At 69.0% G+C, this 11,471-nt stretch carries 10 protein-coding genes; 5 read left to right on the top strand and 5 right to left on the bottom strand.

All coding sequences use genetic code 11. The annotated features are described in order from the left end of the window. Together ON19_RS30355 and ON19_RS30350 are read right to left on the bottom strand one after the other, a co-directional pair. A partial coding sequence (locus ON19_RS30355; RefSeq protein WP_280925717.1) for a beta-ketoacyl synthase N-terminal-like domain-containing protein occupies nt 1–1,644 on the bottom strand: 1,644 nt, incomplete at its 3' end. Next, nucleotides 1,641–1,937, bottom strand: coding sequence for an acyl carrier protein (locus ON19_RS30350; protein ID WP_051169442.1), 297 nt, complete (start codon nt 1,935–1,937; stop codon nt 1,641–1,643). The genes ON19_RS30355 and ON19_RS30350, both read right to left, overlap by 4 nt. A gap of 154 nt (nt 1,938–2,091) precedes the next feature. Here ON19_RS30350 and ON19_RS30345 point away from each other — a divergent pair, with 154 nt between their 5' ends. Beyond that, the gene (locus ON19_RS30345; protein ID WP_227954527.1) at nt 2,092–3,063 is read left to right on the top strand and encodes an MBL fold metallo-hydrolase; all 972 of its coding nucleotides are present in this window, start codon (nt 2,092–2,094) and stop codon (nt 3,061–3,063) included. Between the two features lie 6 nt (nt 3,064–3,069). On the opposite strand, the gene ON19_RS30340 is transcribed toward ON19_RS30345, so the two are convergent. Then, on the bottom strand, nt 3,070–4,047 hold the full coding sequence (locus tag ON19_RS30340) for an NAD(P)H-dependent flavin oxidoreductase (protein WP_174377747.1): 978 nt from the start codon (nt 4,045–4,047) through the stop codon (nt 3,070–3,072). A gap of 341 nt (nt 4,048–4,388) precedes the next feature. On the opposite strand from ON19_RS30340, the gene fadD5 reads away from it, so the two are divergent. Further along, nucleotides 4,389–5,960 carry a fatty-acid--CoA ligase FadD5 gene (gene fadD5, locus ON19_RS30335; RefSeq protein WP_043700445.1) on the top strand — a complete coding sequence of 524 codons (1,572 nt, stop codon included), beginning with the start codon at nt 4,389–4,391 and terminating at the stop codon, nt 5,958–5,960. Between the two features lie 67 nt (nt 5,961–6,027). Continuing rightward, nucleotides 6,028–6,630 (top strand): cysteine hydrolase family protein, encoded by a 603-nt coding sequence (locus ON19_RS30330; protein ID WP_043700441.1) that lies wholly within the window; start codon nt 6,028–6,030, stop codon nt 6,628–6,630. 35 nt (nt 6,631–6,665) lie between these two features. Here ON19_RS30330 and ON19_RS30325 read toward each other — a convergent pair whose 3' ends face one another. Further along, the gene (locus ON19_RS30325; RefSeq protein ID WP_051169441.1) at nt 6,666–7,256 is read right to left on the bottom strand and encodes a TetR/AcrR family transcriptional regulator; all 591 of its coding nucleotides are present in this window, start codon (nt 7,254–7,256) and stop codon (nt 6,666–6,668) included. A gap of 98 nt (nt 7,257–7,354) precedes the next feature. Between ON19_RS30325 and ON19_RS30320 the strand changes: the two genes are divergently transcribed. After that, nucleotides 7,355–8,038 carry a class I SAM-dependent methyltransferase gene (locus ON19_RS30320; protein WP_043700448.1) on the top strand — a complete coding sequence of 228 codons (684 nt, stop codon included), beginning with the start codon at nt 7,355–7,357 and terminating at the stop codon, nt 8,036–8,038. 13 nt (nt 8,039–8,051) lie between these two features. On the opposite strand, the gene ON19_RS30315 is transcribed toward ON19_RS30320, so the two are convergent. Beyond that, nucleotides 8,052–10,424, bottom strand: coding sequence for a lysylphosphatidylglycerol synthase transmembrane domain-containing protein (locus ON19_RS30315; protein WP_043700439.1), 2,373 nt, complete (start codon nt 10,422–10,424; stop codon nt 8,052–8,054). 346 nt (nt 10,425–10,770) lie between these two features. Here ON19_RS30315 and ON19_RS30310 point away from each other — a divergent pair. Continuing rightward, nucleotides 10,771–11,471 (top strand): polysaccharide deacetylase family protein (locus ON19_RS30310; protein WP_043700437.1); only part of this gene is annotated, 701 nt, incomplete at its 3' end.

The raw sequence follows: 11,471 nt of genomic DNA, 5'->3' as shown, positions 1-11,471 counted from the left end.
CGTCTCGGCGAGCGCGGCGGCGAACACCGGATATCGCGCCGCCAGCGCGCGGCCCATCTTCGGATGCTGGCCACCCTGCCCGGAGAACAGGAACAACAGACCGCCGCGGCGGCGGTGCGCCACGGGGCCGAGCGCCGCCTCGGCATCGCCGCGGCCGAGGGCGCGCAGCCGGTGCACCGCGTCGCCGTGGTCGTGCGCGAGGACCGCCGCACGGGCCGGTTCTGGCAGCAACCGGGCTGCCGCCGAAACCAGCGCATGCGACGACGGCCGCGCCTCGTCCACCGCGTCGGCCAGCCGCAGTGCGCGCTCGCGCAGCTCCTCGTCGTCGCGCGCGGTGAGCGGCAGCAGCACCGGGAAGTGTTCGCCACGCTCGGACCGGGCCGGCGTGACGCCGCGCAGCACGATGTGCGCGATCGTGCCGCCGAACCCGAAGGAGCTGACGCCCGCCACCCGCCGCGGCGCGGGCACCGGGCTCCAGTCCACCGGCTCGGTCGGCACGCGCAGCCCACGTTCGGCCAAGTGCAGCAGCGGGTGCTCGGTGTGGACGTTGATTGTCGGAGCGATCACCCCGTGGTGGATGGACAACGCGGTCTTCACCATCCCGGTGACTCCGGCCGCGGCCTCGAGATGTCCGATGTTGGACTTCACCGAGCCGATCCAGACCGGATCGCCCGCACCGTCACCGAGGGCGGCGGCGAGCGCGCCGACTTCCACCGCGTCGCCCAGCGGCGTTCCGGTGCCGTGGCATTCGATGTAGCCCGCGCTGCTCGGCGCGTATCCGGCCCGCGACCACGCGTTGCGCAGCGTCTCCTGCTGTGCGCGGCCGTTCGGCGCGTACAAGCCGTTCGAGCGCCCGTCGGACCCGACGGCGGTTCCGACGATCTCCGCGTACACCCGGTTGCCCTCGCGCACCGCGTCCGCGCTGCGCTGCAGGATCACCACGGCGCAGCCGTCGCCGCGGGTGTAGCCGTCCGCGGTGACGTCGAACGGCGTAGACCGTCCGCCGGGTGAGAGGAAACCGCCCTCGGCCAAGTAGTCCGAGGTGTGCTCCAGCAACACGAGATTGACACCGCCCACGATGACGAACGGGACCGTGCCGTCGGCGAGCAGCCGAACCGCGAGGTCCACCGCGGCCAGCGAGGACGAGCAGGCACTGTCGAGCACCAGGCTCGGCCCGTGCAGATCGAGCACGTACGACAACCGGTTGGCGATGATGCTGAGCGCGGACCCGGTCACCGCGTAAGGAGCGTCGTGGCCCGCGCGACCGAGCACCGCTATGCCGTGGTCGTATCCCGACGCGCCGAACACAACCGCGGCGCCGCAACCGCGTGCGCGATAACCGATTCCGGCGTCGTCGAGCGCCTCGACCGCGACTTCCAGCGCGAGCCGCTGCTGTGGATCCATGACCGCGGCCTCGCGATCGGAGATGGCGAACCAGTCGTTGTCGAAGGACTCGACGTCGTCGATATACCCGCCGCGCCGGGAGCCCAGCCGCCCGGTGGGCGGGGTGGACGTCGCGTCCCTGCCCTCGACCAGCAGCTGCCAGAACTCGGCGACGCTCGCCGCTCCGGGCAGTCGGCATCCGATGCCGATGATGGAGACGGGGGGATGCGAGCCGACGGAATCTGTAGGCGCGCTGCTCATCGCATCGCGAGATACTCGACAAGCTGTTCGATGTCCGGATGGTCGTAGATCGCGGTCAGCGGAACCTCGACTCCCATGGCATCCTCGAGTTGGGCGGTCAGCCTCGCAAGCTGAGTGGAACTGAGGCCGAGATCGGTAAAGGGCGAGCTGGTCGACACCGCGGCGGCGTCGACGCCTAGTAGATCCGCGACAGCCAGAACAGCGGCACAGGTGAGCGCGGTGCGCCGGCCGTAACCGAGCGAACCCTCGTCCTCCTGCGCACCGCTGTGCCCGTCCGGAAGACTGGGCCGCATCGCGTCCTCCCTCCCCGTCTCCCGGCTGCTGTTACCCCACACTGAAGAACGGTACCCACGCGATTATGCCGGAGAAATCGCTCCTAGCAAGGTCGCGTTTCCGCTGCCTGTCCGGCTCTTTCGCGAACCGGCGGCGATCACATACCGTGGCATCGTGACCGAACCGGACAGCGGTGCCGCAACCCGCGCCGAGCGCACGCCGACTCTGCCCACCTTGCTGCGCTGCTGCGCCGCGCTGGCTGCCACGCCGGGCCGGTTGCTGCGGCCGCGCCGCCCCGACACCGCATTGCTGGCGAACCTGGAAGTGCTGCCGCCGCCCGCGGCGAGCGCCGCGGTCCGGTTGACCGTGCTGACGCAGGCCACCATGTCCGCGCCGACCACCATCGTGGCCGAGGGCGTGCGCAGCCTGAAACACATGCGGCTGTCGATGGCGGCGTTCCTGGTCGAGCATCCGAAGGCGCGTTTCCTGATCGATCCGGCCCTGTGCGCGGGCGTGCACGAGCGCGTGCTGCCCGAACTGCCGTTCCCGGTGCCGTTGCTCGTCGCGCCGGACAAACCGGTGCTCGGTCTGTCCGACGCACTCGCCGCGCACGACATCGAGGGCGAGGACATCGATTTCGTGATACCCACGCACCTGCACTGGGATCACGTCTCGGGCCTGCTGGAGTTGCCCGCCTCGGTGGAGATCCGTCTGCCCGGAGTCGAATACGACTGGGCGATGGGCGGTCCGCACGCACCGGCCGGTGTGGCGCGCGGCCCGCTGCGGGGCCGCGGCTTCGACCGCTTCGAGCTGGACGGACCGCCGGTACTGACCTTTCCGCGCAGCAAGGACCTGTTCGGCGACGGTTCGGTGCTGCTGGTCGATCTCGCGGGTCATACACCCGGCAGTATCGGCGTGCTGCTCGCGGTGGACGACGGCAGTCGCGTGCTGTTCGCGGGCGACGCCGTCTGGAGCAAGTTGCAGGTCGATCTGCTGCGGGAGAAGGCGCCGATGCCGGGCAAGCTGTTCGACGCCGACCGGGACGCCGCCTTCACCACGATCCACCGCCTGCACGCCCTGCCCGACGGCATCGAACTCGTCGCGAGCCACGACTACGCGGCCGTCACCGCCCGCGCGGCCAGGTGACTCCGGTCAGCCGACCACCACGGTTTCGGCCAGCCGGGCCGTGATCAGCTGCTCGGCTTCGGTGACCATCCGGCCGATCAGCTCCGCGCAGGTCGGGATGTCGTGGATCAAGCCCTGGCACAGGCCGACCGACCAGATGCCCGCGTCCAGATCGCCCTCCTCGAACACCCGGCGGCCGCGCGCTCCCGCGACCAGATCCCGCACGTCGTCGAAGGTGCCGCCGGCCTTCTCGATCTCGACGACCTTGCGGCTGATCTCGTTGTCCGCGACCCGCGCCGTGTTGCGCATGGTGCGGAAGATCAGCTGGGTGTCGCGCTCGGAATTCGCGACGATCTTCTCCTTGACCTTCTGATCGATCGAGGACTCCTGGGTGCACAGGAAGCGGGTGCCCATGTTGACGCCGTCCGCGCCGAGGGCGAGCGCGGCGACCAGGCCGCGGGCGTCCGCGATGCCACCGGAGGCGATCATCGGGATGCTCAGCTCACGGGCGGCGGCCGGGATGAGCACGAGGCCGGGGACGTCGTCCTCACCGGGATGACCCGCGCACTCGAAGCCGTCGATGCTCACGCCGTCCACGCCGATCCGCTCGGCCTTCAGCGCGTGCCGCACGCTGGTGCACTTGTGCAGCACTTTGATGCCCGCGTCCTTGTAGTACGGCAGGAACGGCTCCGGGTTGCTGCCGGCCGTCTCGACGATCTTGACGCCGCTGTCGATGATCGCCTGCACGTATTCCGCGTACGGCGGCGGGTTGATCGACGGCAGGATGGTGACGTTCACGCCGAACGGCTTGTCGGTCAGCTCCCTGGTGCGCTCGATCTCGCGGCGCAGGTCGTCCGGGGTCGGCTGGGTCAGGGCCGTGATGAAGCCGAGCCCGCCCGCGTTGGCGACGGCCGCGACGAGTTCGGCCCGCCCGACCCACATCATGCCGCCCTGCACGATCGGGTGTTCCACGCCGAACTTCTCGGTGAACCTGGTCCGCAGCATGCGCTTCTCCTAATACCTCGCGCGGGCGTGCCGGTTCGCCCGTTGGGTCGATGGTGACATGAGGGTCGCCTCGTATTCAACTCATAAGTGAGCCGAGGTTCGCATGTTCGATAATCTTCCCCGGTGCCGTTTCCGCTCCACAACGTCTGCCCCTGAGCCTAAATTTCCTGCTAGAAGGCCGATTGCCGACCGGAAGTGCCGAGCCGGGCTGATTAACCACGATTCATCCCGCAATCTCTTGCCGGGCGTTTAAGTTAGTTGCTATTCTGCACGCGATTCAGCCCGTCGCCGCCGTCGGACATCCCGGCGGGCCGATGGCGGTCCGAGAGGAGTTCGTGGCAATGACCACCGGGGCAGTAGCACTCGACGAGCCGATCAGGTCACGGCGCAACCACTGGAACAACCAGATCGCCGTGCACGCGCAGATGCGCCCGGACGCGGTCGCGGTGCGGTTCCGCGGCGTGGACACCACCTGGCGGCAGTTGCACGAGCGGTCGCTGAAGTTCGCCGACGGATTGGCGCGCCGGGGCGTCGGGTTCGGCGACCGGGTGCTGATCCTGGCGCTGAACTACCCGGAATACCTCGAAGCCGTGTTCGGCATCAACGCGCTCGGCGCGATCGCGGTCCCGGTCAACTTCCGGCTCACGCCGCCGGAGGTCGCCTACATCGTCAGCGACAGCGGAGCCAAGGCGGTCGTCACCGACACCGTGCTGCAACCGCTGGCCACCGCGGTGCAGACCCAGGCGCCCGCCCTGGAGACCTGCGTCGTGATCGGCGGCGCCTCCGGCGACGGCGTGGTCGGCTTCGACGACCTGCTCGCCGAACCGGGTGACCCGCACCTCCCGCTGGACATCCCCGAGGACACCCCCAGCCTCATCATGTATACCTCGGGCACCACGGGCAGCCCGAAAGGCGCGGTGCTCACCTACGCGAACATGAACGCCCAGGCGCTGACCTGCATCCGGGCGCTGGCGCTGCACCCGGAGTCGATCGGGCTGTGCACCTCGCCGCTGTTCCACATCGCCGGACTCGGCAGTCTCGCACCGGCTTTCCTGCTCGGTTCGAAGACGGTGCTGCACCCGCTCGGCGCCTTCGACGCGGGTGAGTTCTTGGACGCGCTGGAGCTCGAGCAGGCCACCACCGCCTTCTGCGTGCCCGCGCAGTGGCAGCTGGTCTGCGACCACCCGACCGTGAAGGACCGCAAGCTCGCGCTGGAGGTGCTCAGCTGGGGCGCCGCGCCCGCCTCGGACACGGTGCTGCGCGCGATGGCCGAGTCCTTCCCGAACGCGTTCAACGTAGCGGTGTTCGGGCAGACGGAGATGTCGCCGATCACCTGTGTGCTGGAGGGCAAGGACGCGATCCGCAAGATCGGCTCGGTCGGCAAGCCCATCCCGACCATCCAGGCGCGCATCGTCGACGACGAGATGATCGACGTCGCCCCCGGCGAGGTGGGTGAGATCGTCTACCGCGGGCCGACGCTCATGCAGGGCTACTGGAACAAGCCGGAGGCCACCGCCGAGGCGTTCGCGGGCGGCTGGTTCCACTCCGGCGACCTGGTCCGCCAGGACGAAGAGGGATTCGTCTACGTGGTCGACCGCAAGAAGGACATGATCATCTCCGGCGGCGAGAACATCTACTGCGCCGAAGTGGAGAACGTCCTGTTCGCGCACCCGAAGATCCGGGAGGCGGCGGTGCTGGGCCGCACGCACGAGAAGTGGGGCGAAGTGCCGGTCGCGGTGGTCGCCCTGCACAATCCGGACGATGAGCTGACCCTCGCCGAGCTGGAACCGTTCCTCAACGAGAACCTGGCGCGCTACAAGCACCCCAAGGATCTGATCTTGGTGCCCGAGCTGCCCCGCAACGCCAGCGGCAAGGTAGTGAAAGTGCAATTGCGCAAGGAGTATTCGTCCTGAATGTCGGGTGCGTTCGTTTCACGTGAATCGGACGATGCGCGCGGGCGCGGATGCGTAAGGTCGTCGCATGGCGATCCGACGCATCCGCGCCGCCGTGCTGGCGCTGCACTGGCAGGTGAATGTCATTCGGCCCGAGGGCTTTTTCGGCCCCATGCTGGCCGCGCCCGTGGCGGCGAGCGGCGTGGTGGCGCGGGCGGCGGACTTTCACGCCGCGGCGCTCGCCACGCAGCTGCCGGTGATCTTCACCCGGTTCACCATTCCGGTCGGCGAGGGTGAGCTGGTGCGCAACACCGGATTCATGCGCTCGGTGGGCGCGGCGCAGACCGAGTTCCGGCCTGATTCGCCCGGCACCGCGATCATTTCGGAGATGTCGGCGCAGCCGACGGAAGTCTTCGACAACCAGAAGCTCTCCGGCCTCGCGGGCGGCAAACTGCCGGAGTGGCTGGCGGATCAGGGCATCGAGACGCTCTTCGTCACGGGCGTCGCGACCAACCTCACCGTCGAGCAGACCGCCCGGCACGGCACCGACCTCGGGTTCACGGTGCATCCCGTGGTCGACTGCGTTGCCGCCGCCACGCCGCAAGCGCACGAAGCCGCGCTGGCCAACCTCGAACTCGTCACGGCGGGCAGTGTGAGCGCCGCACGGGCGTTGAGTTCGATCAGCAGCTGAACAGAACTCCCGGCCGGGACCTCTGGGTGCACGCATCAGTGAGGGCCGAAAGCCGACTCGGTCAACCCGTGGCCGACCAGGCGGATCACGCGGCGGTACGCCTCCTCCGCCGAGAGCGGTGGGTGCCCCTCCGCGATGGCACCGAGCAGGCCGACGACACCCCAGGACAGGAACGTCACGGTGGTGGCGAACTCGTCCTCCGGCATCGCCAGTCGGTCGCGCAACCGCTCGGCGAGGATCTGCGCGACCATCACCCGTGTGGTGCGCAGCAGCACGGTGCCGCTCTTGCGTCCCAGCAACGCCCGGTAGATGTCGGGGTGATCGGCGGCCAGCTGGAACAGCGTGCGCACCGGCGCGAGCAATTCGGGGGCGTCGGCATCGGTCTCCGCCGCGGCCATGGCCGCGCGCAGGTAATCGGTGCTGCTGCGCAACAGCAAGTCGTCTTTGTCCCGATAGTGCGCGTAGAACGTCGACCGTCCGACGTCCGCGCGAGCCAGGATGTCGCGGACGGTGATCCGGTCGTAGGCGCGTTCGACCATGAGCTCGATCAGCGCCCGGTGCAGCAGGGCTCTGGTACGCCGGACCCGGCGATCGGCGCTGTCGGCGGTGTCCTGTTCTCCCGGCACGGTACCTCCCGGACAAATGTCTCGTATGCGTCCGGTTCCGGACGAATTCCGTGGCATTGCCCCTGGTCGGCGGTGCGATACCGGCCGATCCTGAACTCATGTCCGGAAACGAACCCCAGTCTGCCACCAATGCGCACACCGAAGTCGGCGTGCTGCTCACCCAGCCGCGCCGCTACCGCGCGTTCAAGTCCGCCTTCCTGCTCGGCCGCGGAGGCCGTCTGAACGACCGGCTCGCCGGCTTGGCCGGTCCGGCGCCCGGCGCCGACGTCGTCGATATAGGTTGTGGTCCGGGCGACCTCGCTCGTGTGCTGGCTCGCCGGGTCGGCCGGGTCACCGGAGTCGACCCGTCGCCACAGATGATCGACTACGCGAACGCACGCTCCCGCGACCTGGCGAACTGCCGATTCGAACTCGGGACGGCGCAAGCGCTTCCCCTGCCCGACGCCTCCGTCGATCTGGTGACCTCGACCTTCGCGATGCATCACATTCCCGCGGCACATCGCGGCGATGCCGTCGCGCAGATGTTCCGGGTGCTGCGCCCGGGCGGTCGGCTGTTGCTCGCCGACACGCATCCGACCGACCCGTTGCTCTCCGCCACCGTGCGCGTCATGGCGCGGTTCGCGGCCCACCGCACCCGCGACACCGCGCACGATCACGACGATCCCCTGGCGGCCATCGATATCCGACGGTATCGAGACTTGCTGTGCGCGACCGGATTCGAAGCCGTCGAATTCGTCACGGTGCGTCCCGCGACCGGTGTCCTCATGGCGACCAAGCCATGAAGACCCTGGTCGTCTAGATGAGATCCTTCTTCGCCATCCAGCGCATGGTGGCCCACCCGCAGAACACCGGGAGCCAGCAGGTCAGCACCCGGTAGAGCAGCACCGAGGGCACGGCGATGTTCGCGGGCAGGCCGAAGGCGGCCAGACCGCCGATCAGCGCGGCCTCGACCGCGCCGACACCGCCCGGGGTCGGCGCGGCCGAGGCCAGGGTGCCGCCGATCATGGTGACGATGGTGACGGTGATGAAGGTGGTGCCGCCGCCGAACGCCTCCACGCTGGCCCACAGCGCGCCGGCGAGACCGAGGGTGATCGCCGCGCAACCGAGGACGATCACCGCGGACCGCTTGGGGTCGCGAGCGAGGGCGGCGAGCTCGCCGAGAACTTCCTGCAGCTGCGGCCGGACCGCGTTGTTCAGCCAGCGGCGCAGTTTCGGTACGAACATGAACGTGCCGACGATGCCGACGCCGACACCGGCGATCAGATACAGCACCGTGGCATCGGGGACGAAGTGCGACAGGTCCGTCGAGGTGCCCGCCATGATGCTGAACGCGAGCAGCAGGCTGACGTGGGTGATCACCTGCACGGCCTGTTGCAGCGCCACCGCGGCCGTGGCGCGCACCGCGCCTACCCCGCCCTTCTGCAGGAAGCGCACGCTCAACGCGAGCCCACCCACCCGCGCGGGCGTCGTCGTCGCGGCGAAGGTGTTCGCGATCTGCATGATCACCAGGTTGCGGAAGCTGACCGCACCGGACGCGCAGGCCCACAGCGCCGCCGCCGCGCCCACATAGGTCAGTGCGGAGACCGCGAGCCCGAGCAGCGCCCACCACCAGTTCGCCGTTCGCAACTGGGTGAAGAAGGTCGGCACGGCGCTGATGAACGGATACGCGACGTACACCAGCGCGATCAGCAGGACCAGCTGAATGATCTGGTTGCGGGAGAACCGGGTGATCTGCTCGGCCTCGATCCGATCCTGACCGGTCTGCTTGCGCACCTCGTCGCGGGCGTCGGACAGCGCGGACTTCCATTCCGGGGCCGCTTTGCGGATCCCGGCCGGTATGGCCGACTTGGTCAATCGGCTCGCCGCGGCCAGCACCCGCGCTGAGCCGAGGGTTTCGATCGCCGCCCGCACCGCGGGCTCCTTGCCGAAAGTCGCGGTGGTTGTCACGAGCAACTGGGCGATGTCGGACTGCAGCTGCGCCTCGGATGCTCCGTACTCGGCGTTGCCGAAGCCGCCGAACAGCGTCGCGCCGTCCGCGACGCGGATGTCTGCCGGCCGCAGGTCGCCGTGCGAGACCTGCTTCTGCTGCAAGGTGTCGAGTGCTCGCCACACCCCCGGCAGCACATCGACGGACTGTTCGGTGATCGCCGTACCGCAGGGCTGGGTGTGCGCGTACAACATCCAGCCACGCGACAGCGCGGCGACCGCGACGGGGGCGCAGCTGGCGAGCCCGAGGTCGCCGACGGCGATCGTCATCAGCGCACGATGCTCGACCGCGCGGTGCATGGAACCGTGCATAGCCGCGGTTTCACTGGAGCGGAACGTGAGCCAGCGCCACAGCTGCCGCAGCGCGCCGAAACTGCGCTGGTTCTTGCCGAACAACTCGACCACCAGTTCGCGTTCCGGCCCTTCGGTGGCGGCGGCGAGCACCAGCGGCCCCCGGCCCGCCGGATGTACCACGGTGAAACCGGTGACCGTGTGACCGCGTCGCGCGAGCACCCGGACGGCGGCGTCGAGGGGGACCTCCAGCGCGGGCGTGCCCACCACGAGCACGATCACCGCGCCGACCAGCCACCCGACCGCAAGGCCGAACATCGCTCGCGCGGGCACCACGGTGCTGACCACGAGGTGCATCGGAGCGAACGCGAGCAGCAGGAACCACAGCCAGCGGCGCGGGCGGATGGGCAGCCACGGGCTGGCGACGGTGAGCATCGCGGCGATCATCGCGATCCAGCGCGGGTCGTCCAGGAACTGGGACAGGAAGGTGTCCAGCCGATCCGGCACCTGCAGATGCCAATTCGGCGCGGACAGCCCAGTGCCGGTGATGGACAGCAGCAGCCCGGCGACGGCCCCTGCCGCGGCGTAGCCGGCCAGAAGTTTCCACTGCCTGCCGATGATCAGCTCGATCAGGATCGCGAACGGCAGCGCGAGAATCGCCATGCCGTAGACCAGGTACACCAGGTTCGACTGGTCCGGATTGAGAAAACGGACGATCTCGGAGACCGAGCGCTCCAAGTCCAGCCACTCCGGGCGGGTGATCAGCGAGGCCGCGATCACGACCCCCACCCACAGCGTTGCGAGGACGACCCGGACGATGTCGCTGGTGCGCCGGATCAGTGGCTGTAGCAGGCTGCCCGTGACCGGGATCTCCCGCCCGTCCACTCGCATGCTCGCCCACCTCTCCGGGATTTTCGGCCGTACTGGTTGGGTGGCGCCGGACCCGCGCTCGAGTCCTGCGTTGGGCGCTTTTCCGCCTCTCCGGGCCGTCAGGCCGTGCGGGTGGGGAGACGTGAGACCCGCGCTGCGTTCGGCGCCACTCCTGTTCTGGGCGTACCCGGTGAGTTACCCATGTGCGTACGAAATCGGTTGTTACGTTCGCTGCACGATACCGGTCGGCGTACCCGATGAGGTTCGTGCAATGTCGGCGGTGTATCGGCTCGGCAGCGCACTGTGCTCGACGTCACTCCTGTTCGCGGTTGATCCTCACATTAGTGTCAAGTTCGAGCATGGGGGCATGGACAACGAACTCTTCGACTACAGCCCGATCGTCGACCGCCCGCCGCTGCGGTGGCCCGGCGGCGCCCGGGTCGCGTTCTATGTCGGGCTGAACATCGAGCACTACCGGGTGGACCGCCCGTCCACGAGCATCTTTCCCGGCACCGCCGGGCTCGCGCCCGACCCACTGAACTACGGCTGGCGCGACTACGGGCCGCGCGTCGGCATCTGGCGGGTCATCGACGCGCTCGACCGGCACGGCATCCGCGCCAGCGCGCTGCTCAATTCCGATGTCGTCGAACACAACCCGCAGATCGTGGCGGCGGGGGTGCGCCGGAACTGGGCGTGGCTCGCGCACGGGAAGAACAACTCCGTCTTCCAGGCGGACCTGCCCGCGGACGAGGAGCGCGGGTATCTCGCCGACGTGGTCGCGACCATCGAGCGCGCGACCGGCCGCAGGCCACGCGGCTGGATGGGGCCCGCGCTCACCGAGTCCTTCCGAACCCCCTCGCTGCTGGCCGAACTCGGCCTCGGCTACGTCCTCGACTGGACCAACGACGACCAGCCTTATCCCCTGTCGGTACCCGGCCTGTTCAGCGTCCCCTACTCGGTGGAACTCAACGACAACACGCTTTTCCTCGGCAAAGCCACCAGCGGCCCGGACTTCGTGCGGATCGTCCGCGATCAGCTCGACCAGCTCTACGCCGAGTCGGCCGACAG

The organism is Nocardia abscessus NBRC 100374 (genome assembly GCF_000308455.1).
Classification (GTDB): Bacteria; Actinomycetota; Actinomycetes; order Mycobacteriales; family Mycobacteriaceae; genus Nocardia; species Nocardia abscessus.
Note: the sequence above shows the minus strand (reverse complement) of the source record. Positions and strands in the feature narration are given on the sequence as shown.

What these genes read in the sequence shown, in the direction of transcription:
- ON19_RS30350 (WP_051169442.1), bottom strand. Translation starts at nt 1,937, where the DNA reads ATGCGGCCCAGTCTTCCGGACGGGCACAGCGGTGCGCAGGAGGACGAG.
- ON19_RS30340 (WP_174377747.1), bottom strand. Translation starts at nt 4,047, where the DNA reads ATGCTGCGGACCAGGTTCACCGAGAAGTTCGGCGTGGAACACCCGATC.
- fadD5 (WP_043700445.1), top strand. Translation starts at nt 4,389, where the DNA reads ATGACCACCGGGGCAGTAGCACTCGACGAGCCGATCAGGTCACGGCGC.
- ON19_RS30330 (WP_043700441.1), top strand. Translation starts at nt 6,028, where the DNA reads ATGGCGATCCGACGCATCCGCGCCGCCGTGCTGGCGCTGCACTGGCAG.
- ON19_RS30320 (WP_043700448.1), top strand. Translation starts at nt 7,355, where the DNA reads ATGTCCGGAAACGAACCCCAGTCTGCCACCAATGCGCACACCGAAGTC.
- ON19_RS30315 (WP_043700439.1), bottom strand. Translation starts at nt 10,424, where the DNA reads ATGCGAGTGGACGGGCGGGAGATCCCGGTCACGGGCAGCCTGCTACAG.